Annotated in this window: 21 protein-coding genes and 1 pseudogene; 11 read left to right on the top strand and 11 right to left on the bottom strand. The window is 71.9% G+C overall.

Going from position 1 to position 24,011, the window contains the following annotated elements:
* Positions 1-66 precede the first annotated feature (66 nt).
* Positions 67-1,140 (top strand): aldo/keto reductase, encoded by a 1,074-nt coding sequence (locus ACIQV3_RS16280; RefSeq protein ID WP_403713039.1) that lies wholly within the window; start codon positions 67-69, stop codon positions 1,138-1,140.
* Positions 1,141-1,161: 21 nt separating this feature from the next.
* The gene (locus ACIQV3_RS16275; RefSeq protein ID WP_403713038.1) at positions 1,162-1,755 is read left to right on the top strand and encodes a TetR family transcriptional regulator; all 594 of its coding nucleotides are present in this window, start codon (positions 1,162-1,164) and stop codon (positions 1,753-1,755) included.
* 79 nt (positions 1,756-1,834) lie between these two features.
* Here ACIQV3_RS16275 and ACIQV3_RS16270 read toward each other — a convergent pair whose 3' ends face one another.
* The gene (locus ACIQV3_RS16270; RefSeq protein ID WP_403713037.1) at positions 1,835-3,217 is read right to left on the bottom strand and encodes a glycine--tRNA ligase; all 1,383 of its coding nucleotides are present in this window, start codon (positions 3,215-3,217) and stop codon (positions 1,835-1,837) included.
* 156 nt (positions 3,218-3,373) lie between these two features.
* Here ACIQV3_RS16270 and ACIQV3_RS16265 point away from each other — a divergent pair, with 156 nt between their 5' ends.
* The 4 genes from ACIQV3_RS16265 to ACIQV3_RS16250 are packed head-to-tail and all read left to right on the top strand — an operon-like array spanning position 3,374 to position 6,532.
* On the top strand, positions 3,374-4,348 hold the full coding sequence (locus tag ACIQV3_RS16265) for a metal ABC transporter substrate-binding protein (protein ID WP_403713036.1): 975 nt from the start codon (positions 3,374-3,376) through the stop codon (positions 4,346-4,348).
* Positions 4,349-4,383: 35 nt separating this feature from the next.
* Positions 4,384-5,175, top strand: coding sequence for a metal ABC transporter ATP-binding protein (locus ACIQV3_RS16260; protein WP_403713035.1), 792 nt, complete (start codon positions 4,384-4,386; stop codon positions 5,173-5,175).
* Positions 5,175-6,041 carry a metal ABC transporter permease gene (locus ACIQV3_RS16255; RefSeq protein WP_403713034.1) on the top strand — a complete coding sequence of 289 codons (867 nt, stop codon included), beginning with the start codon at positions 5,175-5,177 and terminating at the stop codon, positions 6,039-6,041. Before ACIQV3_RS16260 ends, ACIQV3_RS16255 begins: the two co-directional genes overlap by 1 nt.
* A 59-nt stretch (positions 6,042-6,100) precedes the next feature.
* Positions 6,101-6,532 carry a Fur family transcriptional regulator gene (locus ACIQV3_RS16250; protein WP_403713033.1) on the top strand — a complete coding sequence of 144 codons (432 nt, stop codon included), beginning with the start codon at positions 6,101-6,103 and terminating at the stop codon, positions 6,530-6,532.
* A 6-nt stretch (positions 6,533-6,538) separates the two neighbouring features.
* Here ACIQV3_RS16250 and ACIQV3_RS16245 read toward each other — a convergent pair whose 3' ends face one another.
* From ACIQV3_RS16245 to leuA, 6 genes are all read right to left on the bottom strand, one after another.
* Positions 6,539-7,081: a YcxB family protein gene (locus ACIQV3_RS16245; protein ID WP_403713032.1), complete on the bottom strand. Its 543-nt coding sequence runs from the start codon at positions 7,079-7,081 to the stop codon at positions 6,539-6,541.
* A gap of 28 nt (positions 7,082-7,109) precedes the next feature.
* Positions 7,110-7,931: an isoprenyl transferase gene (locus ACIQV3_RS16240; RefSeq protein WP_403713031.1), complete on the bottom strand. Its 822-nt coding sequence runs from the start codon at positions 7,929-7,931 to the stop codon at positions 7,110-7,112.
* 11 nt (positions 7,932-7,942) lie between these two features.
* Complete coding sequence (gene recO / locus ACIQV3_RS16235; RefSeq protein WP_403713030.1) at positions 7,943-8,689, bottom strand: DNA repair protein RecO; 747 nt, start codon at positions 8,687-8,689, stop codon at positions 7,943-7,945.
* 135 nt (positions 8,690-8,824) lie between these two features.
* Positions 8,825-10,336 (bottom strand): nucleobase:cation symporter-2 family protein, encoded by a 1,512-nt coding sequence (locus tag ACIQV3_RS16230; protein ID WP_403713029.1) that lies wholly within the window; start codon positions 10,334-10,336, stop codon positions 8,825-8,827.
* A gap of 662 nt (positions 10,337-10,998) precedes the next feature.
* The gene (locus ACIQV3_RS16225; RefSeq protein WP_403713028.1) at positions 10,999-11,694 is read right to left on the bottom strand and encodes a TerB family tellurite resistance protein; all 696 of its coding nucleotides are present in this window, start codon (positions 11,692-11,694) and stop codon (positions 10,999-11,001) included.
* 297 nt (positions 11,695-11,991) lie between these two features.
* Positions 11,992-13,755, bottom strand: a complete 1,764-nt coding sequence (leuA, locus tag ACIQV3_RS16220) for a 2-isopropylmalate synthase (protein WP_403713027.1) — start codon at positions 13,753-13,755, stop codon at positions 11,992-11,994.
* Positions 13,756-14,123: 368 nt separating this feature from the next.
* On the opposite strand from leuA, the gene ACIQV3_RS16215 reads away from it, so the two are divergent.
* From ACIQV3_RS16215 to ACIQV3_RS16200, 4 genes are all read left to right on the top strand, one after another.
* Positions 14,124-15,179 (top strand): M4 family metallopeptidase, encoded by a 1,056-nt coding sequence (locus tag ACIQV3_RS16215; protein WP_403713026.1) that lies wholly within the window; start codon positions 14,124-14,126, stop codon positions 15,177-15,179.
* An 80-nt stretch (positions 15,180-15,259) separates the two neighbouring features.
* Entirely contained in the window at positions 15,260-15,529 is a 270-nt protein-coding gene (locus tag ACIQV3_RS16210; protein ID WP_403713025.1) for a protealysin inhibitor emfourin, read from the top strand.
* A gap of 27 nt (positions 15,530-15,556) precedes the next feature.
* Positions 15,557-16,378 (top strand): GNAT family N-acetyltransferase, encoded by an 822-nt coding sequence (locus ACIQV3_RS16205; RefSeq protein WP_403713024.1) that lies wholly within the window; start codon positions 15,557-15,559, stop codon positions 16,376-16,378.
* 255 nt (positions 16,379-16,633) lie between these two features.
* Positions 16,634-17,314: a class I SAM-dependent methyltransferase gene (locus ACIQV3_RS16200; protein ID WP_403713023.1), complete on the top strand. Its 681-nt coding sequence runs from the start codon at positions 16,634-16,636 to the stop codon at positions 17,312-17,314.
* A 103-nt stretch (positions 17,315-17,417) separates the two neighbouring features.
* Here ACIQV3_RS16200 and era read toward each other — a convergent pair whose 3' ends face one another.
* From era to ACIQV3_RS16180, 4 genes and pseudogenes are all read right to left on the bottom strand, one after another.
* A complete protein-coding gene (era, locus tag ACIQV3_RS16195; RefSeq protein WP_374213701.1) occupies positions 17,418-18,368 on the bottom strand; it encodes a GTPase Era in 951 nt (316 codons plus the stop codon).
* A gap of 537 nt (positions 18,369-18,905) precedes the next feature.
* Positions 18,906-19,868 (bottom strand): annotated as a pseudogene (locus ACIQV3_RS16190) (WxL protein peptidoglycan domain-containing protein); the annotation flags it as partial.
* Complete coding sequence (locus ACIQV3_RS16185) at positions 19,865-21,313, bottom strand: beta-xylosidase (RefSeq protein ID WP_403713022.1); 1,449 nt, start codon at positions 21,311-21,313, stop codon at positions 19,865-19,867. The pseudogene ACIQV3_RS16190 and the gene ACIQV3_RS16185, both read right to left, overlap by 4 nt.
* Before the next feature lie 120 nt (positions 21,314-21,433).
* A complete protein-coding gene (locus ACIQV3_RS16180; protein WP_403713021.1) occupies positions 21,434-22,489 on the bottom strand; it encodes a GlxA family transcriptional regulator in 1,056 nt (351 codons plus the stop codon).
* 71 nt (positions 22,490-22,560) lie between these two features.
* Here ACIQV3_RS16180 and ACIQV3_RS16175 point away from each other — a divergent pair, with 71 nt between their 5' ends.
* Positions 22,561-23,928: an MFS transporter gene (locus tag ACIQV3_RS16175; protein WP_403713020.1), complete on the top strand. Its 1,368-nt coding sequence runs from the start codon at positions 22,561-22,563 to the stop codon at positions 23,926-23,928.
* The last annotated feature ends 83 nt before the right edge of the window (positions 23,929-24,011 follow it).

Here is a 24,011-nt window from a genome sequence, read left to right as displayed (position 1 = left end):
GGGGCTTCCTTGCGCGAACGAGTGACAGATATTGAAATCTGTCAGCCGTCATGCCATTCTCGTTCCATGACGACGAACCAGAGCACCTCGCACGGCACCTCGCACGGCACCTCGCAGAGCGCCTCACAGACCGGGACCGGCACCCGCACCCTCGGCAGGACCGGCCCCGACGTCTTCCCCCTGGGCCTGGGCTGCATGGGGATGTCCGCCCTGTACGGCGAGGCCGACCGGGCCGAGTCCCTCGCCACCATCCACGCCGCCCTCAACGCCGGGGTCACCCTGCTGGACACCGGCGACTTCTACGGCATGGGGCACAACGAGCTCCTCATCAACGAAGCCCTGCGCACCGCCCCCGCCGCGGCCCGCGAGAAGGCGCTGACCAGCGTGAAGTTCGGCGCCCTGCGCACCGTGGAGGGCGGCTTCACCGGGTACGACGGCCGGCCGGAGGCCGTCAAGAACTTCCTGGCCTATTCGCTCCAGCGGCTCGGCCGGGACCACATCGACGTCTACCGCATCGCCCGCGTGGACCCCGACGTGCCGATCGAGGAGACCGTCGGCGCCATCGCCGAGGCCGTCACGGCCGGGCACGTCCGGCACATCGGGCTCTCCGAGGTCGGCGCGGACACCCTGCGCCGGGCCGCGGCCGTGGCACCGATCGCCGATCTCCAGATCGAGTACTCCCTGATCTCGCGCGGGATCGAGGAGGAGATCCTGCCGGCCGCCCGCGAGCTCGGCATCGGCGTCACGGCGTACGGCGTGCTGTCCCGCGGCCTGATCAGCGGCCACTTCACCCGCGACCGGGCCCTGGCTCCGGGTGATTTCCGCGGGATGAGCCCGCGCTTCCAGGGCGACAACCTCGACCGGAACCTCGACCTGGTCGACGCCCTGCGCAAAGTCGCCGACGAGAAGGGCGTGAGCGTCGCCCAGACGGCCATCGCCTGGGTTCTCTCGCGGGGCGAGGACATCGTGCCGCTGGTCGGCGCCCGCAGCCGGGACCGGCTCGGCGAGGCCCTGGGCGCCCTCCAGGTCACCCTGACCGCCGCCGACCTCGCCGCCATCGAGGACGCGGTCCCGCCCGGTGCGGCCGCGGGCGACCGGTACCCGGCAGCCCAGATGGCCCATCTGGACAGCGAGCACTGATCCGGCTGTACGGTCGTACTCATGCCACCCGCAGCCGCCGAGCCCCTCACCCCCGAGCGCATCCTCGAGACCACCGAGGAGGTGCTGCGCCGCTTCGGCCCGACCAAGGCGACCGTGGTGGACGTGGCGCGTGCCCTCGGTGTCAGTCACGGCAGCGTGTACCGGCACTTCCCGTCGAAGGCCGCGCTGCGCGAGGCCGTCACGGACCGCTGGCTCGCCAAGAGCGTGGTCATGCTCGAGGAGATCGCCTCGGCGCCGGCCGAGCCGGCCCCCTCCAAGCTGGAATCGTGGCTGGAGGCCCTGTTCGAGGCCAAGCGCCACAAGGCGGGTGACGACCCGGAGCTGTTCGCGACGTACATCGTGCTGCTCGGCGAGAGCAGCGGCGTGGTGGAGCACCACATCACCGAGCTGATCGGGCAGCTCTCCCGGATCATCGGCGAGGGGGTCGCGGCGGGATCGCTCAGCGCGCCCGACGTACCGGCCGCCGCGCGCGCGGTGTTCGATGCCACCGGCCGCTTCCACGACCCGCAGTACGCGGCGGACTGGCTGGCGCCGACCATCACCGCCGAGTTCGAGGCGGTCACCGCCCTGGTCGTACGGGGCCTGCGCGCCTGACGCCCCGGACCCGGCCCGGAAGACGGCAGTGGCCCGGTGCGCGCTGCGCACCGGGCCACTGCCGCATCAGCGGCGGAACCTAGCAGCCGAGCAGGCGGCTGCCGAGGTAGCTCTGGATCTGGTCCAGGGAGACGCGCTCCTGCTTCATGGTGTCGCGCTCGCGCACGGTCACCGCGTTGTCGTCGAGGGTGTCGAAGTCGACGGTGACGCAGAACGGCGTGCCGATCTCGTCCTGACGGCGGTAGCGGCGGCCGATGGCGCCCGCGTCGTCGAACTCGATGTTCCAGTGCTTGCGCAGGTCGGCGGCGAGGCCCTTGGCCTTCGGCGACAGCTGCGCGTTGCGGGACAGCGGCAGGACGGCGACCTTGACCGGGGCCAGGCGCGGGTCGAAGCGCATCACGGTGCGCTTCTCCATGGCGCCCTTGGCGTTGGGGGCCTCGTCCTCGTTGAACGCGTCGAGCATGAAGGCGAGCATCGCGCGGTTGACACCGGCGGCCGGCTCGATGACGTACGGGGTGTACTTCTCCTTCGACTCCTGGTCGAAGTACACGAGCTCCGAGCCGGAGGCGGCGGAGTGCGCCTTGAGGTCGAAGTCGGTGCGGTTGGCGACGCCTTCGAGCTCGGAGAACTCATTGCCACCGAAGTTGAAGCGGTACTCGATGTCGGCGGTGCGCTTCGAGTAGTGGGACAGCTTCTCCTTCGGGTGGTCGTACCAGCGGATGTTCTCCTCGCGGATGCCGAGGTCGCGGTACCAGTTCCACCGCTCCTGCATCCAGTACTCCTGCCACTGCTCGTCCTCGCCCGGCTTGACGAAGAACTCCATCTCCATCTGCTCGAACTCGCGGGTGCGGAAGATGAAGTTGCCGGGGGTGATCTCGTTGCGGAAGGACTTGCCCATCTGCGCGATGCCGAAGGGGGGCTTCTTGCGCGAGGTGGTCATCACGTGGGCGAAGTTGGTGAAGATGCCCTGGGCGGTCTCGGGGCGCAGGTACGCCTTGGAGCCGGTGTCCTGGGTCGGGCCGAGGTGGGTCTCCAGCATGCCGGAGAACTGCTTGGGCTCGGTGAACTGGCCCTTCACGCCGCAGTTGGGGCAGTTGATGTCGGCCAGACCGTTGGCGGGCACGCGGCCGTGCTTGGCCTCGTACGCCTCTTCCAGGTGGTCGGCGCGGTGGCGCTTGTGACAGGAGGTGCACTCGGTCAGCGGGTCCGAGAAGGTGCCGACGTGACCGGAGGCCACCCAGACCTCGGGGGCCAGGATCACGGAGGAGTCGAGGCCGACGATGTCCTCACGCCCGGTGACCATCGCCTTCCACCACTGGCGCTTGATGTTCTCCTTGAGCTCGACACCGAGCGGACCGTAATCCCAGGCGGCCTTGGAGCCGCCGTAGATGTCACTGCACGGGAAAACGAAGCCACGGCGCTTGCTCAGGCTGACGATGGTTTCGATCTTGTCGGCGGCCACGGTGCTCTCTTCATTTACGAGGACGAACGGCGAAGCCTCAAGGTTACCGGCGCCCGCACCCCCCCTTTCAAATCGGGACCCCCTTCCACGGGCCCCCCGCACCCCTCCCACCAGGGTTTTTGACAATCGTTTCCATCTTTGATGAAAATGGATGTCATGAACGTACGACGACGCCTCATACCCACCGCCGCCCTCGCCGGAGCCGTTGCCCTCGCCGCCACGGCCCTCACCGCCTGCTCGGGCACGGCCGGAGCCGCCGGAGCCGAGGACGGCAAGCTCGACGTGATGGCGTCGTTCTATCCGATGCAGTTCCTCGCCGAGCAGATCGGCAAGGACCACGTGAAGGTCGCCACCCTCACCAAGCCCGGGGTCGAGCCGCACGACCTGGAGATCACCCCGAAGCAGACCGCGCAGCTCGGCGAGGCCGATGTCGTCCTCTACCTCAAGACGCTGCAGCCCGCCGTGGACAAGGCCGTCGCCCAGTCCGGCGTGAAGAACGTCGTCGACGCCGGCACCCTCACCACGCTGGAGGCGCACGGCACCTCCGGCCACGAGGACCACGAGCACGCCGCCGAGGGCGAGGGCGCGGGCGACGGCCACGGCGAAGCCGGCGAGGACCCGCACGTCTGGCTCGACCCGGTCAAGTACGCGGAGATCGCCAAGGGCGTCGGCGCGGCCCTGGAGAAGTCCGACCCCGACCACGCGGCGGACTACAAGAAGAACACCGACGACCTCGTCGCCAAACTGGGCGCGCTCGACACCGAGTTCAAGGACGGCCTGAAGAACACGGCCTCCAAGACCTTCATCACCACCCACTCCGCCTTCGGCTACCTCGCCGAGCGCTACGGCCTCGACCAGGAGGGCATCTCCGGCGTCGACCCCGAGTCCGAGCCGAGCCCGGCCCGGATGAAGGAGCTGCAGACCCTCGCGAAGCAGGACAATGTGTCGACGGTGTTCTTCGAGACCCTGGCCAGCGACAAGACGGCCAAGACCCTCGCGACGGACGCCGGCCTGAAGACCGACGTCCTGGATCCCCTGGAGGGAATCACGGACAAGTCCCAGGGCGCTGACTACTTCGAGGTCATGCGGGCCAACCTGAAGAACCTCCAGAAGGCACTCGGCACCAAGTAATGGCAACAGCAGTAGCGGCATCGGAGGCGCGAGCCATGGAGTCCACGCCCACAAAGGCCCTGGACCAGCCCGTCATATCCCTGCGCGGGGCCACGGCCTCGCTCGGCTCGCGCCCCGTGCTGCGCGGCATCGACCTCACCGTGCGCAGCGGTGAGGTCGTCGCCCTGCTCGGCGCCAACGGTTCCGGCAAGTCCACGGCCGTCCGCGCCGTGGTGGGCCAGGTCCCGTTGAGCGGCGGCACCCTCTCCCTCTTCGGCACCGACTTCAAGCGCTTCCGCGACTGGTCGCGCATCGGGTACGTCCCCCAGCGCACCACCGCCGCCAGCGGGGTCCCGGCCACCGTCCGCGAGGTCGTCTCCGCCGGCCGGCTCGCCCGGACCCGCTTCGGGTTCCTGCGCAAGGCCGACAAGGCCGCCGTGGAGCGCGCGCTGGACCTGGTCGACATGGGCTCCCACGCCGACGCCTCCGTGAACGCGCTCTCCGGCGGCCAGCACCAGCGGGTGCTCATCGCCCGCGCGCTCGCCGGCGAACCGGAACTGCTGATCATGGACGAGCCGATGGCCGGCGTGGACCTGGCCAACCAGGAGGTCCTCGCGAACGCCCTGCGCAGCCAGGTCGCCGCCGGCACCACCGTGCTGCTGGTCCTGCACGAGCTGGGCCCGCTGGAGCCGCTCATCGACCGCGCCGTCGTCCTGCGCGACGGCTGCGTCACGCACGACGGCCCGCCCCCGGAGGCCCTGGGCCAGCACGCGCTGCCCGGCCACGACCACGTACACCCGCACTCCGCGCACGACGCCGAGCCCCTCCGGACGGGACTGCTGAGCTGATGGACCTCCTCGACTACGCCTTCATGCAGCGGGCCCTCATCGCCGCCGCCCTCGTCGGCATCACGGCCCCCGCGATCGGCACGTACCTCGTGCAGCGCCGCCAGGCCATCATGGGCGACGGCATCGGGCACGTGGCCATGACCGGTGTCGCGCTCGGCTTCCTGCTCAACACGAGCCCGATCTGGATGGCCACCCTGGTCGCGGTCATCGGCGCGGTCGGCATGGAGCTGATCCGCTCCCGCGGCAAGACCAGCGGGGACATCGCGCTCGCCATGCTCTTCTACGGCGGCATGGCCGGCGGCGTCATGATCATCAACCTGGCCCCAGGCGGCTCCACGGCCAATCTGACCAGCTACCTGTTCGGGTCCATCACGACCGTCTCGACCGAGGACACCGCCACCGCGGTGGTCCTCGCCGTGTTCGTCATCGCGGTCACTGTCGGCCTGCGCCGCCAGCTCTTCGCGGTCTGCCAGGACGAGGAGTTCGCCCGGGTCACCGGCCTGCCGGTGCGCTTCCTGAACCTGCTGATGGCGGTCACCGCCGCCGTCACCGTCACCGTCGCGATGCGCATCGTCGGCCTGCTGCTGGTCAGCGCCATGATGGTGATCCCCGTCGCCGCCGCCCAGCGCGTCACCCGGGGCTTCACCGCCACCCTGAGCCTGGCCATGCTGATCGGCGTCCTGGTCTCGCTCTCCGGCACGGCCACGACCTACTACGTCGACGCACCCTCCGGTGGCGCCATCGTGCTCCTCGCCATCGCCGTGTTCGTCGTCATGACGGCCGTGTCCACCCCCCTGGCCCGGCGCCGGGCCAGGGCCGCCCGCGCCGCCGAGGAAGTCTGTACGCGGGACGACGTAAAGGTGTGACGGGTTCGGGCAGTCGGCCGCCTGGCACAATGGGCCGAGACCGAAACGAGGAGGAACCGGTGGCGACTGCGCCTGGCGAGATGAGTACCGCGCCAGTACGAGGACGATCCACCCGACAGCGGGCCGCCGTAGCGGCGGCGCTGGACGAGGTGGACGAGTTCCGCAGTGCCCAGGAACTCCACGACATGCTCAAGCACCGCGGTGATTCCGTGGGTCTGACCACCGTCTACCGCACCTTGCAGTCCCTCGCGGACGCGGGCGAGGTGGACGTGCTGCGCACCAGTGACGGCGAGTCCGTCTACCGGCGCTGCTCCACCGGGGACCACCACCACCACCTGGTCTGCCGCAAGTGCGGCAAGGCCGTCGAGGTGGAGGGTCCGGCGGTGGAGAAGTGGGCGGAGACCATCGCGGCGGAGCACGGCTTCGTGAACGTCGCCCACACGGTGGAGATCTTCGGCACCTGCGCGGACTGCGCGGCGGCCGCCGCCTAAGCGGTCTCAGAGACGCGTCAGGTTCCGGTCCAGGATGTTCCGGAGCCGGTCGATGTCGGCCGGATCGCGGACTCCCCGCTTGGGCAGGACCGTCATGCCGACCGACTGCTTGTCGGCGCTCAGCATGACGAACAACCCGTCCGTCTCCGTGTACGAGGGTTGCGCCGTCCAGCCGATGCTGGTCTCGGTGTCCGCGGTGGTCACCCGGACCCCGCTGTCGTCCACGGCGGCCCGTATCTCCCCCGTCTTCTCCAGCAGCCCAGCGTAGGCCCGCGCCTGGAGCCGGGGGAAGACCAGCGCCGTCACGGGAACGCTGAGGGCGCCCGCTGCCAGCCCGATCGAGACCGGCCGGACGCCGTCGCCCCACAGGGCGAACAGCACGCTCAGCGCCAGGAACGGCGCCGCGAGAGCCGTGTAGACCCACTTCCTGCGCCGCCCGGCCGGCGTCCTGCTGTTCCGCGCCAGAACCGCCTCGGTGAGATCCGCCGTCGTGGCCCGGTAGACGAGCCGTACGTTCGCGTCCACCGCCGGTACCCCGTTCGTGTCCATGACAGCGGATCCTAGTGGCGGCCCGGACTCAGCCGGTGGCGGCCTCCCCCTGGTTCGGGACGGCACCGCCGAAGCGGCGGTCGCGCTGGGCGTACTCGTAGCAGGCCTGCCACAGGTTGCGGCGGTCGAAGTCGGGCCACAGGACGTCCTGGAACACCATCTCGGCGTACGCGCTCTGCCAGAGCAGGTAGTTGGAGGTGCGCTGCTCGCCGCTCGGGCGCAGGAAGAGGTCCACGTCCGGCATGTCCGGGTAGTAGATGTACTTCGCGAAGGTCTTCTCGTTGACCTTCGACGGGTCCAGCTTCCCCGCCGCGACATCGCGCGCGATCGCCTGGGCCGCGTCCGCGATCTCGGCGCGGCCGCCGTAGTTGACGCAGAAGTAGAGGGTCATCGCGTCGTTGTCGACGGTCTGCTCCTGTGCGACCTGGAGCTCCTGGACGACCGACTTCCACATCTTCGGCATGCGGCCGACCCAGCGGATCCGGATACCCAGCTCGTTCATCTCGTCGCGGCGGCGCCGGATGACGTCGCGGTTGAAGTTCATGAGGAAGCGCACCTCGTCGGGCGAGCGCTTCCAGTTCTCCGTCGAGAAGGCGTACAGGGAGAGGTTCTTGACGCCCATCTCCAGGCAGCCCTTGAGCACGTCGAGTACGACGCCCTCGCCCACCTTGTGGCCCTCGGTGCGCGGCAGTCCGCGCTCCTTGGCCCAGCGGCCGTTGCCGTCCATGACGATCGCGACGTGGTTCGGGACGAGCTCGCCGGGGATCTTCGGCGGGCGCTCACCGGAGGGGTGCGGCTCGGGAACCTTGTACTCGCGGCGAGAGCGTCCCAGAATCCCGCGTCGTGCCATGTGCCCAGCTCCTATTTCTCGACGTACCGCAGCGAGCGTAGCCCGCGCTCCAGATGCCAGTGCAAGTAGGCCGAGACCAGCCCGCTGCCCTCCCGCACGTGACGCGCCTCGCACGCGTCGGCATGTCCCCAGTCGCCCGTCAGCAGGGCGCTGAGCAGGGCGATGGCCTCCGACGAGGGTACGACGCTGCCGGGGACGCGGCAGTCGCCGCATATGACTCCGCCCGCGGCGACGGAGAAGTGCCGGTTGGGGCCGTGGATCCCGCACTTCGCGCAGTCGTCGAAGCTGGGCGCGTAGCCGTTGACGGCGAGGGAGCGCAACAGGAAGGCGTCGAGGATGAGGTTGGGGGCGTGTTCGCCGCGCGAGAGGGTGCGCAGGGCGCCGACGAGCAGCAGGTACTGCTGTACGGCGGGCTCGCCCTCGTGGTCGGTGAACCGCTCGGCGGTCTCCAGCATCGCGGTGCCGGCGGTGTAGCGGGCGTAGTCGGTGGCGATGCCGTTGCCGTACGGAGCGATGATCTGGGTCTGCGTGCAGAGCGGGAGGCTGCGGCCGATCAGTTCGCCGCTGCGCGAGAAGAACTGCACGTCGGCGTGGGAGAAAGGTTCCAGCCCGGCGCCGAACTTGGACTTCGTCCGCCGGACGCCGCGGGCGACGGCCCGGACCCGGCCGTGGCCCCGGGTCAGGAGCGTGATGATGCGGTCCGCCTCACCCAGCTTCTGGGTGCGCAGCACGATGCCGTCGTCGCGGAACAGACTCATGGGCCCATTGTCCCGTACGCCACCGACAGGACCGCCTCCCCGAACGGCAGCGGGCTCCCGAACGGCAGCCGGGCTCCCGAACGGCAGCGTCCCCCGCCGGGCACGAGGCCCGGCGGGGGACACCCCTTGGGAGGATCAGGCGGTCGGTGCGGGGGCGGGCTCGCCCTCGCCCGACTGGGCCGGGACGGCTGCCGTGGACCCGCCGGCCGCCGCCGGGGAGGCGTCCGCAGGGGCGTCGGCCAGCAGGGAGTCGGCCAGCGGGGCGTCGGCCGGCGGGGCGTCGTGCGCACCGTCCTTGCCCAGACCGTTGAAGATCAGGTTCAGGACGATCGCGGCCGTGGCACCGAGCGTCACACCGCTGTTGAGGAGCGAGGAGAGGTCCGCGTCCATGTGGTCCTTGAAGAGCACCGGGACGGTGGCGGGGAGCAGCGCGAAGGCCAGGGAGACACCCACGATGAGCGCGTTCTTCTCCTCCTTGAGGTCGACCTTGGCCAGGGTCTGGATGCCCGCCAGGGCGACCATCGCGAACATCACGGTCGCGGCCCCGCCGAGCACTCCGTGCGGGACGGCGGCGACGATCGCGGCGGCCTTGGGGAGCAGGCCGAGCACGATCATGAAGACACCCGCGGCGACCACGACGAAGCGGCTCTTGACCTTGGTCATGCGGACCAGGCCGACGTTCTCCGCGAAGGCCACGTACGGGAAGGAGTTCAGGACACCGCCGAGGGCGGTCGCGGCGCCGTCGGCACGCAGGGCGCGGGCCACGGTCTCGCTGTCGATCTCCTTGCCGACGATGTCACCGACGGCGTAGGTGTCGCCGGTGGTCTCGACCATGGTGATCAGCATGACGATGAGCATCAGCACGATCGGGAACCACTCGAACTTCGGCGCACCGTAGTAGAACGGCGTGGTGATGCCGATCCAGTCCGAGTTGCTGACGTTGCCGAACTTGGCGTCGCCGAGCAGGAAGGCGACGGCGGTGCCGCCGACGAGGCCGAGCAGGATGGAGATGCTGTTGAGGAAGGGCCTGCCGAGCTTCATCAGGATGAGGATGAAGAGCATCGTGCCGCCGGCGTAGGCGAAGTGCTTCGGGTCACCGAAGTCGGGGCTGCCGAGGCCGCCCGCGGCGTCGTTCAGGCCGACCGGGATCAGCACGATGCCGAGGACGGTGATCACCGTGCCGGTGACGACCGGCGGGAAGAGCCGCATGATCACGCGGAAGGCCTTGGGAGGCAGCCAGGCGAAGGCGAAGGTGGCGATGCCGGCCGTGATGACCGCGCCGTAGATGACGAGGAGGCCCGCCGTCCCGCCGCCCGCTCCGAGACCTATGGCGATCATCGGGGACACCGCCGTGAAGGTGACGCCCTGGATCAGGGGCAGCCGCGCCCCGATCCTGCCGATGCCCCACGCCTGGATGATCGAGGCGATACCGCAGGTGAGGAGGTCGGCATTGATCAGGTAGACCAGCTGCTCGGCGGAGAGCCCGAGGGCGCCACCGACGATGATCGGAACGATCACCGCACCGGCGTAGAACGCGAGTACGTGCTGGAAGCCGTACAGCGCGAGCTTGGGGAGGGGGAGCACCTCGTCGACCGGGTGCGTGCTCTGCTTTCCGGTGGCGGAAAGCGGTGCGGCGACACGTGCCATCTCTGCCTTGCCCTTCAATGAGGTAGGTAACTGAGAGGAAGCTGGAGGAAGCTGGAGGAAGCTGGTTGTCCCTGGCCGAAGTGGGTCGTTAGCCCGTTGATCCGACAGGGAGATCAGTACGTCCACGCGAATCGAAGCTCCGCGGTGTTACCGGCGGCGTCTCCTCGTGTGACCGGAATTGAACGCCTGTGGGGCCGCTCACAGATATCGTCGACTTCTACAAAATGTTGACCGGGGGCGGTGCGGGATCTGGAGGTTCCTCCAGTGGTGGAGACCCCCGGCGTCGACTATGGCCAACGCTTCACAGAATGGCCGCTTCCCGCTGCGCGAACGCGAAGGCCGTATGCGATGACGTGCGGGTTCACACCTCACGAGCCGTTCGGCCACGCAAAGATGAAGCCCCCGCTCCGCCCGTCCACCTGGTGGAAACACTCCGTACGGATGACACGCCTCCGCGGTTCACGGCACGCGGAAGGATCTCCGGATCGGGGCCGCGAGGCCCGATCGTTACCTCGGAATGTGCGGTTTTCGCCCACACCGTGAGACGCGACCGCGGCCGCGCCCGAAAGCGCCGGCGCGGTCACGGCGAGGGGGCGGGGACCGGGGGTCGCGCGGGACCCCGTACGGGAGGGGGCGGACGGGACGGGACCGGCTCCGGGCCGCTACGGCGCCCGGACCGCCGACAGCAGCCGCGCGACCTCGTCCGCGTCCATCCGCAGCGCCGCGCCCACGGTGGCCAGCACCTCGCGCTCCGCGGGGATGTACGGGCCGTCGGCCAAAGCCACGCGCGCGCCCTGCAGCAGGATCGATTCGCGGCCCGGGCCGGCCAGGTGCGGGGCCAGCGGTTCCAGGACCTCGTGCAGTTCGATCGAGAGCGCGGCGCCGTAGCAGTCGGGGCCGTCGTAGAGCCCGAGCCTGCCCTCCTCGGCGGCCAGTCCCTCGACCAGGGACTCCAGCTGCTCCTCGGAGCAGTCCTGGAACCCGGCGGACCGTACGGCGCCCACGGCCGCCTCCAGCGCGCTGCGCGAGGCCGTCCCCCCGGCGGCCAGCACGGCCAGGGTCACGGTGTGCACGGCGTCGCGCAGCAGCGCGGAGAAACGGGTGGTGGTGAGGTGGTCCAGGACCTCGGTGCCGAAGCGCTCGCGGCAGCCCTGGCACTCGACGACGGGACCCGCCTGCCCGCGGGGCAGCAGCGGCACGCCCAGGACGGTGAACCGGCGGCGCCCCGTGCGCCGGCGGTAGTTGCGGTCGCCACCGCAGTCGGGGCAGAAGAACTCCCCGTCACCCACGGTGCTCCAGGTGGTGCGGATACCCCAGACCGTCAGCTTCCGGCCGTCCCCACCCCGAACTGGCAGCACGTCGCACCTCCGTAACCTTCCGGCAACATCGCCGGGTTGGCGTGATGTTAGCCACATCGGTGAGGATGCGTCAGCCGTGTGACAAGACAACATCGCCCGACCCCCGTACTTGGCCGATCTGCGCCCCTGCCCGAATTCGGCCCCGGACCCGGCCCCACCTGCGCGCCCGTCGCCCACGGCCGCCCCCCGGCTTCCCCGCCCTCGGCCGCATGAACGAGAAGTCCCGTCCGGTGACCGGGGCCGGAACGGCGGAACCCCGCCCCTCCGGGAGGAGGAGCGGGGTTCACGGACGAACGGTCAGCGGCCCGCGCGGTTGACGGCGGAGATGACCGCCTTCAGGGAGGCGCGGGTGGTGTTCGCGTCGATGCCGATGCCCCACAGGACGCGGCCGTCGATCGCGCACTCGATGTACGAGGCGGCGACGGCGGAGGCGCCCTCGCTCATCGTGTGCTCGGTGTAGTCCAGCAGGCGGGCGTCGATGCCGATGCCGGCCAGCGCGTCGAAGAAGGCCGAGATCGGACCGTTGCCGGTGCCGTCCAGCACCGCCTCGACGCCGTCCACGACCGCCTCGACGGTCAGCGTGTCGGTGCCGTCCTTGTCGGTGGCGGTCGAGCCGGAGCGCAGCTGGATCCGACCCCACGGGTTCTCGGGGTTGGGCAGGTACTCGTCCTGGAAGACGTTCCAGATCGCGGTCGGGGTGACCTCGCCGCCCTCGGAGTCGGTCTTGGCCTGGATGATCCGCGAGAACTCGATCTGCATGCGGCGCGGCAGGTCCAGCTTGTGGTCGTTCTTCAGGACGTACGCGATGCCGCCCTTGCCGGACTGCGAGTTGACCCGGATGACCGCCTCGTAGGAGCGGCCGACGTCCTTCGGGTCGATCGGCAGGTACGGGACGGCCCACTCGATGTCGTCGACGGTGACGCCCTTGGCGGCCGCGTCGGCCTCCATGGCGTCGAAGCCCTTCTTGATGGCGTCCTGATGGGAGCCGGAGAAGGCGGTGTAGACGAGGTCGCCCGCGTAGGGGTGGCGCGGGTGGACTTCCATCTGGTTGCAGTACTCGCTGGTGCGACGGATCTCGTCGATCTGCGAGAAGTCGATCTGCGGGTCGATGCCCTGGGAGAACAGGTTCATGCCCAGCGTGATCAGGTCGACGTTGCCGGTGCGCTCGCCCTGCCCGAACAGGCAGCCCTCGATGCGGTCGGCGCCGGCCATCAGGGCCAGCTCGGCGGCCGCCACGGCGGTGCCGCGGTCGTTGTGCGGGTGCACGGAGATGCAGATGTGCGCGCGGCGGGTCAGGTTGCGGGCCATCCACTCGAAGCGGTCCGCGTGGGTGGAGGGCGTCGAGCGCTCCACGGTGGCGGGCAGGTTCAGGATGATCTCGCGGCCCTCGGACGGCTGCCACACGTCACAGACGGCCTCGCAGACCTCCAGGGCGAAGTCCAGCTCGGTGTCGGTGAAGATCTCCGGGCTGTACTGGTAGCCGAAGACGGTGTCGGCGCCGAGCAGCTTGTCGGCGTACTCCATGACCAGGCGGGTGCCGTCGACGGCGATCTGCTTGATCTGCTCCTTGGAGCCGCGGAAGACGACCCGGCGGAAGGTGGGCGCGGTCGCGTTGTACAGGTGCACGGTGGCGCGCTTGGCGCCGACCAGGGACTCCACGGTCCGCTCGATCAGGTCCTCGCGGGCCTGGGTCAGTACGGAGATGGTCACGTCGTCCGGGATCGCGCCCTCTTCGATGATGGAGCGCACGAAGTTGAAGTCGGTCTCACCGGAGGACGGGAAGCCGACCTCGATCTCCTTGTAGCCCATGCGCACCAGCAGGTCGAACATCTCGCGCTTGCGGGCGGGGGTCATCGGGTCGATCAGCGACTGGTTGCCGTCGCGCAGGTCCGTGGACAGCCAGCGGGGCGCCTTGGTGACGCGGGCCTCGGGCCAGGTGCGGTCGGGGATGTCCACCTGCTCGTACGAGCCGTACTTGTGGATGGGCATCCCGGAGGGCTTCTGGGTGTGGGTCGCGTTCGTGATGGGCGTGGGGCGACCGACAAAAGTGTGCTGGCTCATGGCGTAGGGCTCCTCGCGTGTAGTTCGCTGGGACGGCCGACGGACGGTCGCAAAACCGCAACACCAAACTCCGCGGGGAGGGGGTCGGCCTACGACTACAGGCCCTCGCCGCGGCAGCTAAGGAGGAGCAGCCCGAAACGCATGATGGGCCGAGCCTAACCGAGCCGCCCCGTAATGCGGGACCTGTTTCAGTATGCAAGACCCGCAGGTCCGTTTTGCACCCTTTGTGAGCTAAGCCTCTTTACCTCTCGCCGGCCCGGCCCGATCTCCGGTGGATCCGTCAATGCGGCGCCAACGCTTTCAGACGAGCGAATGAATCATGGTCGCAGCTAGTGACAGTGACATCACGCACTGCCACATTGCCGGGCATGGATGCCTTCCTCACGCCCCGTCGCCCCGTCTTCTGCACCGTGGTGCCGCCGCACCTCCTGGACGAGATCGCCCGGTCCGGGGACCCCGCCCGGGCCGCCGCCGCGCGGCGGACCCTCGAACTGGACGCCTCCCACCGGGTGCGGCGCCTGATGGCGGTGCTCCCGCCCGCCGGGGGGACTCCGTCCGAGACCTCCGAGCGGACCGTCTACGACGCCGAGCACCGGACCCGGCTGCCCGGGAAGAAGGTCCGCGGCGAGGGCGAGGACGCCGGCCAGGACGCCAGCGTCAACCGCGCCTACGCCGGACTCGGAGCCACCTTCGAGCTCTTCTTCAAGGCCTTCGGCCGCCACTCCATCGACGATGCCGGCCTGCCGCTGGACGCCAGCGTCCACTACGACCGGTTGTACAACAACGCCTTCTGGGACGGCAGCCAGATGGTGTTCGGCGACGGCGACGGCGACCTCTTCCTCGACTTCACCGTGTCCGTGGACGTCATCGGACACGAGCTGGCCCACGGGGTCACCCAGCACACCGCAGACCTGGAGTACTACGGCCAGTCCGGCGCGCTCAACGAGTCCGTGTCCGACGTCTTCGGCTCCCTCATCAAGCAGTACACGCTGGACCAGACCGCCGGGGACGCCGACTGGCTGATCGGCGCCGGGCTCCTCGGCCCCTCCGTGGACAGCGGCTTCGCCCTGCGGTCGATGAAGGCGCCCGGCACGGCGTACGAGGACGACGAGCTGGGCAAGGACCCGCAGCCCGCCACGATGGACGACTACGTCCGCACCTCCCGCGACAACGGCGGGGTGCACATCAACTCCGGCATCCCCAACCACGCCTTCTACCTGGTGGCCACCGAGCTCGGCGGCAAGGCCTGGGAGCGGGCCGGGCGGATCTGGTACGACACCCTGACCGGCGGGGAGCTGGGCCCGAAGGCGGACTTCGCCCGGTTCGCCGCCCTGACGACCGCCGCGGCCGTCACCCGGTACGGCGACGGCGGCGCGGAGCACCAGGCCCTGCAGAAGGCGTGGTCGGCGGTCGGCCTGGGGTAGCGGGCGCGGGGTGGCGGGCGCGGGGTGGCGGGCGCGGGGTGGCGGGCGTGGGCCGACGGGCGCGGGGTAGAAGGGCCGTCATGCGGATTCAGGTGGTGCGGACGGGCGGTTTCGCGGGGATCGAGCGGCGCGGCGAGGTGGACACCTCCGGCCTGCCCGACGAGGAAGAGTGGCAGGACCTGGCGCGGCAGGCCCTGCGGCCCGGCCCGCCGGGGGATCCGGCGGACCGGATCCGGGACGGATTCTCGTACACGATCGCGATCGACGGGCGGACGGTGCTCTGCCAGGACCCCAACCTGTCGGACGCGCAGCGCTCGCTGATCTCGCGCGTCCTCAAAGAGGGTGCCTGACCAGCGCGAAGTTGCTTGGATGGCCGGATGATCACTTCTTCCGACTGCCTGCCCGAGCTCGAGCGCTACTACGACACCGCGCCCCGGGACGGTGGGGCGCGGGCCGAGGACTTCGGCCCGCTGACCCTGTTCGTCCAGGAGAGCGACGGCTGGCCGTACTACGCGCGGCCCGCACTCGGCGCCGCCTCCGCCGCTGGCGTGACGGTGGCCGACGTCGAGCGGGTGCTGGCCCGGCAGCGGGAGCTGAAGGTCCCCGAGGCCTTCGAGTGGGTGGCCGAAACCACCCCCTCCCTGCGCGCCGCCGCGGAGGCCGCCGGGCTGACCGTGCACGCGCATCCGCTGATGGTCCTCGACCCGGCGGCGGAACGGCTCCCCGCGCATCCGGACGTACGCGTACTCGGCGCGGCCGACCCGCTGCTGCGCCCGGCCGTGACGGTCCCGATGCTGGCCTTCGCCGCCCCCGGCACGGCGGTGGGCGCGGCGGGCCCGGCGGAGCTCGCGACCGCGGAGCGGGATCCGGCCTCCGAAGGCCGCCGGATCCGGGTCGCGGGAATGATCGAGTCGGGCCGCACCGCCCTGGCCGCGGCCGTGCGCGACGGCGCGGTCCTATGCTCCGGCCAGTACATCCCGGTCGGCGACATCGCCGAGGTGGTCGGCGTGGGCACCCTCCCGTCGGCCCGCCGCCAGGGCCTGGCCCTCGCGGTGACGGCCGCCCTGGTCGCCGACGCCCTGGAACGCGGAGCCCGCACGGTCTTCCTCTCGGCGGGCGACGAGGACGTGGCCCGCCTCTACGCCCGGCTCGGCTTCCGCCCCGTGGGCACGGCCCTGATCGCCGACCGGCCGCTGTGATCCGCCGGCTCCCGGGGCTGATCGTGCCGCCGGCGCTCGGCCACCCGGGGGCGCGGTCCCGCTGACCCCCGGGCGGTGGCGGGAGCACGGCCCGGGCGGCCTCTCGGACCCGCCGCCGCCTGACCGGGGGCGTCCCGCGCAATTCTGAGCCCGTTGTCTTGCGGGAACGGCAAGGGCGCTTGGCCTGGGCGGCGGTCCGGGCGGAGCATCGGAGGCACGGGCATCCGTACCCGTACCGACCGGAAAGAGGCCGAAATGGCGCACGCGCACGACCACGCCCCGCAGTCCCCCCACGCCCCGGGCTCCCCCGGGACCGACTTCGCGGGCGAGGAGTTCTGGGACTCCCGCTACCGCGAGAGCGACAGGATCTGGAGCGGCGACGCCAACGTCGTACTGGCCCGGGAGACCGCCCCGCTCGCTCCCGGCCGGGCCCTGGACCTCGGCTGCGGAGAGGGCGGCGACGCCGTGTGGCTCGCGCGGCAGGGCTGGTACGTCACCGGGACGGACATCTCCGGGGTCGCCCTGGAGCGGGCCGCGGCCCACGCCGCCGAGGCCGGGGTCGCGGACCGCACCGCCTGGGAGCGGCACGACCTCGCGGAATCCTTCCCGGCGGGCGAGTACGACCTGGTCTCCGCGTGCTTCCTGCACACCTTCGGAGAGTTCCCGCGCGACCGGATCCTGCGCCGGGCCGCCGCGGCCGTGGCCCCCGGCGGGATCCTGCTCGTCGTCGGCCACGCGGGCTGGGCGTCCTGGCAGGAGGACCGCCCGGAGGTGGACTTCCCGACCCCGGACGATGTCCTCGCCCAGCTGGAACTGGAGGCCGGAGCCTGGGAGGTCCTGCTGGCGGAGGAACACGTACGGGCCCAGAACCAGCCTGACGGCCGGCCCGGGACCCGTACGGACAACGCGGTGAAGGTGCGACGGCTCGCTCCTTGACGCGCCCCCCGCACCGGTCGGCCCTGGCGGGCCTTCCGGGCTTCGGGGCGCCGCGCCGGACCCCAACCGCCGAAGGGGCCTCGCCCGACGCGGACGGGACGGGCTAGAAGCCGAGCTTGCGCAGCTGCTTGGGGTCGCGCTGCCAGTCCTTGGCGACCTTCACGTGCAGGTCGAGGAAGACGGGGGTGCCGAGCAGCGCCTCGATGTGCTTGCGCGACTTCATCCCGACCTCCTTCAGACGGGCGCCCTTCGGGCCGATGATGATGCCCTTCTGGCTCGGCCGCTCGATGTAGAGGTTGGCGTGGATGTCCAGCAGCGGACGGTCCGCCGGGCGGTTCTCCCGGGGGATCATCTCCTCGACGACCACGGCGATGGAGTGCGGGAGCTCGTCTCGTACGCCTTCCAGCGCGGCCTCGCGGATCAGCTCCGCGACCATGACCATCTCGGGCTCGTCGGTGAGGTCGCCCTCCGGGTACAGCGGCGGGCTCTTCGGCAGCATCGGCGCGATCAGGTCCGCCAGCAGCTGGACCTGGGTGTCGCCGACCGCCGAGACGGGCACGATCTCGGCCCACTCGAAGCCCAGCTCCTCGGCGAGCTGGTGCACCGCGATGAGCTGCTCGCCCACCACCTTCGACTCGACGAGGTCGGTCTTGGTGATGATGGCGATCTTGGGGGTCTTCTTGATCCCCGCGAGCTCCTTGACGATGAACTTGTCGCCGGGGCCGAGCTTCTGGTCCGCGGGCAGGCAGAAGCCGATCACGTCGACCTCGGACCAGGTCGCGCGCACGACGTCGTTCAGCCGCTCGCCGAGCAGCGTGCGCGGCTTGTGGAGGCCGGGCGTGTCGACCAGGACGAGCTGGGCGTCGGGGCGGTGCACGATGCCGCGGACCGTGTGGCGGGTGGTCTGCGGCCGGTTGGAGGTGATCGCGACCTTGGTACCCACGAGCGCGTTGGTCAGGGTCGACTTCCCCGCGTTGGGACGGCCGACGAAGCATGCGAAGCCCGCACGGTGCGGGCTGGTGGTCTCGGGGGAACGATCGCTCATACGGGCCATTCTCCCCGATGCGGCTCCCAGCGCCGACCAGGCCGCCGCCACGAGGGCCAGAGCGGTCGCCAGCAGGCCGTTCAGGGCGGGGTGCGCGGCGTGTCCGGTGGCGGCCCGGGCGGCCGTGCCGTCGGCCCGGGCCACCACCGTGACCTCGGCCCATTCCAGGGCGGGCGGGTCCGCCCAGTGCGCGGTGAGCCGGACCCGCTGGCCGGGCAGCAGCTCGGCGGGCAGGCCGGTGAGGGGGCGGGAGAGGAGGCCCCGGCCGAGCGCCCCGGAGGCGGTCAGGGTGGCGCGGGGGCGCAGGGTGACGTTGCCGAGGTTGTGGAGCGTGTACGAGATCTCCGCGCCGGCGGCGCCGCGGCGGGCGGTGGCGGTGGCGGTGCGGAGGTCCTCGACGGCCAGGGCGGGGGCGGTGGGACCGGTGACCCGCAGGTAGAGGCGGGCCGCGACGGCCTGCTGAATCCCCAGCCCCTGTCCGGCCGTCCCCGTCGCCGTCGCCGCCGTGCCTGCCGGCCGGTCCTCCAGCGCGACGACGGCGCCGGGGTGGTCCCCGGGTTCGGCCCGGTCGGGGACGGTGAGGGTGAAGCCGACGTGGACCGCCGTCTTCGCCGGGACGGTGATCCGCTCCCGGGCCAGTGCCGTCCAGGCGCCCGTGGCGGTGCGCGGTTCCTCGGGCCCGCGCAGGGCGAAACCGCCGTCGCGGGCGGTGTTGTAGGCGTCGGCGGCGTAGAGGCGGAAGGTGCGGGGGCGGTCGGTGCGGTTGGCGATGGTGACGGAGTCGGTGACGGTCTGGCCGGGCGCGGCGGCGAGGTAGAAGTACGGGCGCTGCCCGAGCGTGTTGGCGGCGGGCAGGACGGACCACTGCCCGTTGTCGGCGGCCCTCGCCGTCCCGGCTCCGCCGAGCAGCCCGATCCCCGCCAGCACGACGGCAACCGCGAACCCGGCGAACGCCCGCAGCACCCGCAGCACCCGCACCGGCGATGCCGACGCCTGCGGCTGGGCCTGGGCGGCCGGGGCCGGGGCCGAGGCCGGGGCCGAGGCCGGGGCGGCGGTCGGGGCCGAGGCCGGGGCGGCGGTCGGGCGGTGGCGCGCAGTGGTGGGGCGCTCCCGGGAGGCTTCTCTCCCCGCCCCGCCCTTCCCCCGTTCCCCGGGGCTCCGCCCCGGACCCGTTGCCGCGTGCGGCGCCGGAGGGGCTGGAGCTGCCCGCACGCGCGAGCCGACGTCGGCCAAAACCCAGCCCCTCCGGCGTTTGAGGAGCGGGGTCTGGGGCGGAGCCCCAGGGTCTTTCAGCCCGTCCGGCGCTTCAGGACCGGGATCCGGGCCGGCCCGGGGAACGGGCGAAGGGCGGGTCGGGGAGACGACCCCGCGCACCGGCACGGACGCGGCGGGGAGGCCGAGGCCGGGGAGCCCGGGGCCAGCGCCAGGACCGGGGCCGGGGCCGGGGCCGGGGCCGGGGCCGGGGCCGGGGCCGGGGCCGGGGCCGGGGCCGGGGCCGGGGGTGGTCATGACAGCGTTAGGGTCAGCAGTGCCGTGTAGGCGCCCGGTGGGGTGTACGGGGGCACCTGGAGGGTGACGGCCGCGTCGATGGTGAAGGTGCCGCCGACGAGGGCGGCGTCACCGGTCGAGGCCAGGACCGCGCCGTCGGGCCCGACCGTGCCCGCGCTGCCCGGCGCACACGCGCTGGGGCTGCCGTGCGCGGCCGCGCACGTCGGGGTCCAGCTCAGGGAGGCGCCCGGGATGCGGAGCCCGCCGGAGCCCGTGAAATCGGTGACCTTGCCGATCAGGGACCACCCGGCCGGCCCGCCGCGGGCGTCCTTGACGGTGACGGTGCCGATCCGGCCGGCCGCCGCGCCGCCGTCCCCGTACGGGACCGCGGCCAGGGTCACGGCGTCGCCCTCCTGGGTCATGCCGAGCTCGCCCGGCTCCACGACCGCCGTGACCGTCTGGCTGCCCGGTGGCAGCGGAACGGCGACGATCACCGTGTACGCGGCCGGGCCGGAGCCCCGTTCCGGAGTCCAGGCGGCGCCCTCGTACGCGACGACGGCGGTGGTCGCCCGGTCCGTGACCGGCAGCTCCGCGAGGACCACGCCGAGCTCGTCGGCCTTGGCGGTGACCCGGTCGGCGGTCTCCGCCGCACCCGCCCGGCCCGCCACGGTGACGTCCGCACCGGGCACGAAGCCCGCTCCGGTGACCTTGACCTTGGCGCCCGGGCCGCCCGCGGCCGTGCCGAGCGCTACGGCGCGCACGTTGGCCGTCGGCAGCGGGCTCGCGGTGATCCGCTGCGCCACCGGGGCCCCGCCCGGGAGCGGCCCCGGCGCCGGCAGCGGCAGCGGCCCCGGAGACGACGAGGCCGGCGGGGACGGGACGGACGGGGACGGCACCGCCGGCGCGGAAGCCGACGCCGACGCCGACTCCGACACGGAAGGCTCCGCGCTCGGATCCGGTCCCGGCGCCGCGCCCCCGGCGACCGCGCACACGGTGTCGAGTTCGAGGAGGTGTCCGGTGTGCAGGGTGTAGCCGCCCGGGGCCAGGGTGATCTCGCCGGGAGCGGTGACGGTGAAGGTGCCCGTCATGGTGACGGCGGGCAGCGCCCCGCCCGCCTCGACGGGGTCATTGCGCTTGGCTCCGACGACCGTGACCTCGCCCTGCTGCGCGCCTGCGAGGACGATCCGCCCGGTCGGGGTGAGGACATCGCCGGGCAGCGCCACGGAGAGGGGGTTCACGGCGGGGGTCCGGGCCACCTGGTAGGTGACGGTGACGGTGTCGCCCACGCGCGGGGTCACGTCGTCCACGGTGACCCGGGCGGTGGTGGGCCCGTCGGCCGGCGGCAGTCCGGCTTCCTGGGGCGGCAGGCAGTGCGTCGGGAACTCGACCTGCCCGGAAGGCGTCTCCCCCTCCGCCGCCGCGGGCGTGCTCAGCGCGCCCCCGGTCGCCGCGGCCAGCACCGCCATGCCGACGGCCGCCGACCATCCTCTGTGCCGCGCCGATGTTCGCGCCGAAGTCCGCACTGACCGCCCCCTGGGATCCCGTACCCCGCCAGGGGGCCATTCACGAGCGGGTGGGGGGATAAGTCAATGCACGGACCCGGCAGGAACTGATGTCCCATCAGGAGATGGCAGGGTGCCGCCGAACGCGGAGCCCGGCGCGGCCGCCCTGAAGGTCCGCCGGTAGGCCGTCGGGCTCACGCCGAGCGCCGCCTGGACGTGCTTGCGCAGGGACTGCGCGGTCCCGAAGCCCGCCTCCCGGGCCACGTGTTCCATCGGCAGTTCGGTCTGCTCCAGCAGGGCCCGGGCGCGCTCCACGCGCTGCCCGGTGATCCATTCGCCCGGGCTGAGTCCCGATTCCTCGCGGAACCTGCGCGTGAAGGTCCGTACCGACATGGCCTCCTGCCGGGCCAGGTCGGTCAGCCGCAGCGGTTCGTGCAGCCGGTCCAGTACCCAGGCGCGGGCCGCGGTGGTGCTCGCCTGCTCCGGCTCGGGCACCGGGCGGTCGATGAACTGCGCCTGCCCGCCGTCGCGGTGCGGCGGTACGACGGTGTACCGGGCGGTCTGGTTGGCGACGGCCGCGCCGTGGTCGCGGCGCACGATGTGCAGGCACAGGTCGATCCCGGCGGCGACTCCGGCGGAGGTGAGCACGTCCCCGTCGTCGGTGTAGAGCACGTCCGGGTCGACCAGGACGGCCGGGAAGGTCTGCTGGAAGTGTCCGGCGGCGGACCAGTGGGTGGTGGCCCGGCGGCCGTCCAGGTATCCGGCGGCGGCGAGCACGTAACCGCCCGTGCAGATGGAGACGAGCCGGGTGCCGGGCCTGATGTGCGCGAGGGCGGCGGCCAGTTCGGGGGTGAGCCGGCCCTCCGAGTGGACCGGGCCCAGTTCGTAGGAGGCGGGGACGACCACGGTGTCGGCCGTGGCCAGCAGTTCGGGGCCGTGCTCGACGTGGATGTCGAAGTCGGCGTCGGTGAGCACCCGGCCGGGGGCGAGCCCGCAGGTGAGGATCTCGTACAGCGGCCGCCCGGTCGCGGGGTCCTTCGCCCGCCCGAAGATCCGGTGCGGGATCCCGAGCTCGAAGGGCAGCAGCCCGGCGAGGGCGAGTACGACAACACGGTGGACACGGTGCACGCGGGGCTCCATGGCCCGATCATATCGAAGCATGTCGGTCAGGCCACTGTCGTACGGACCCCGGGCGGCCGGAAACTGTCGTCGTGACGCAGACAGAACCGGGCCCCGGCCCCGCCTCCGGCCCCTCCCCCGCACCGCCGCCCACCTCCGGCATCGGCACCGGTGCCGATGCCGGCGCCATCGCCGACGCACCGCCGCCGCGGCCGCACCGCGTCCACCGCGCCTGGTTCGTCGCGGCCGTCACCTTCGTGACGATCATCGGCGCCGCCGGCTTCGCCTCGCTCCCCGGTCTGCTCATCGAGCCGCTGCACGAGAAGTTCGGCTGGTCGCGGGGCACGATCGGCCTCGCCGTCTCCGTGAACCTGGCGCTGTACGGGCTCACCGCCCCGTTCGCCGCCGCCCTGATGGACCGCTTCGGCATCCGCCGGGTGGTCGCGATCGCGCTGACCGTCATAGCCGGCGGCTCGATGGGCACGGTATGGATGACCGCCTCCTGGCAACTGATCCTCTACTGGGGCGTCCTGGTCGGGCTCGGCAGCGGCTCGATGGCCCTGGCATTCGCCGCGACGGTGACCAACCGCTGGTTCACCGCCCGGCGCGGCCTGGTCACCGGCATCCTGACCGCCGCCGGGGCCTCCGGCCAGCTGGTGTTCCTGCCGCTGCTGGCCTGGCTGGTCGAGAACCACGGCTGGCGCCCGGCGGCCGTCACCGTCTCGCTGGCGGCGCTGGCCGTCGTGCCCTTCGTCTGGCTGCTGCTGCGCGACCACCCGGCGGACATCGGGACCACCCCCTACGGGGGCCCGTACACGCCCAAGCCCGCGCCCGTCCCCGGCGCCGCCCGCCGCGCCGTGGGCGTCCTGCTCAAAGCGGCCCGGACCGGCCCCTTCTGGCTGCTGGCGGGCACCTTCGCGATCTGCGGGGCCTCCACCAACGGCCTGGTGAAGACCCACTTCGTGCCCGCGGCCCACGACCACGGCATGCCGGTGACGGCGGCGGCCGGACTGCTCGCCGTGATCGGCGTGTTCGACATCATCGGCACGGTGTTCTCCGGCTGGCTGACGGACCGCTTCGAATCGCGCCGCCTCCTGGCCGTGTACTACGCCCTGCGCGGGATCTCCCTGCTCTTCCTCCCGATGCTGCTGGCCCCGACCGTGCGCCCGCCGATGGTGTTCTTCATCGTCTTCTACGGCCTGGACTGGGTCGCGACGGTCCCGCCGACGATCGCGCTGTGCCGCGAGCACTACGGGGAGGACGGCGCCATCGTCTTCGGCTGGGTCCTGGCCTCGCACCAGCTCGGCGCCGCGGTGGTGGCCTTCCTCGGCGGCCTGGCCCGTGACGTCTTCGGCTCGTACGACCCCGTCTGGTACGCCTCGGGCGCCCTGTGCGCGGTGGCAGCCCTGATGGCGATGGTCATCCGCCGCCGGACCACGGCCGACGCCGTCGCCGCCTGACGGCCGCCCCGGTCCGGCCGCCAGGACGGGCCCGTGGACGTCACGGATGGGACGGCTCCGGCGGACGAGCCGGGATGGGGCGG

This window comes from Streptomyces sp. NPDC099050, from assembly GCF_044759865.1.
Taxonomy (GTDB): Bacteria; Actinomycetota; Actinomycetes; order Streptomycetales; family Streptomycetaceae; genus Streptomyces.
Note: the sequence above shows the minus strand (reverse complement) of the source record. Positions and strands in the feature narration are given on the sequence as shown.